Annotated in this window: 1 protein-coding gene; it reads left to right on the forward strand. The window is 59.9% G+C overall.

Going from position 1 to position 279, the window contains the following annotated elements; genetic code table 11:
* On the forward strand, positions 1–188 hold a 188-nt coding region (locus EN807_RS36290; protein WP_210240040.1), incomplete at its 5' end, for a hypothetical protein.
* Positions 189–279 lie beyond the last annotated feature (91 nt).

A 279-nucleotide genomic window follows, 5' to 3' on the forward strand; every position in this document is an offset into this window, starting at 1 on the left:
GCCGATCGTCACCCATTGTCGGTTCCTCCATTTCAGCTTTTGATCAACTGCCCGGCGCGGCCGAACGATCCCAGGAATCTACGCAATCATCGGTTGATGCCCGGATGATCCAGCATCCGAAAGCGGTAGCGCGGCGCATATGGGTATATACCTATGCGCCTGTTCTTTTCCCGGCGCGACACGCCTAGAGTCCGGCCACGGTGTGGCAACCCGGCGGAGCAACACGTGCCGCTGCATAAAGCACGTGACCTGGACTGACCCGATGAGGGCTGTGTTCGC

Origin of the sequence: Mesorhizobium sp. M5C.F.Ca.ET.164.01.1.1 (genome assembly GCF_004792125.1) — a bacterium.
Taxonomy (GTDB): Bacteria; Pseudomonadota; Alphaproteobacteria; order Rhizobiales; family Rhizobiaceae; genus Mesorhizobium; species Mesorhizobium wenxiniae.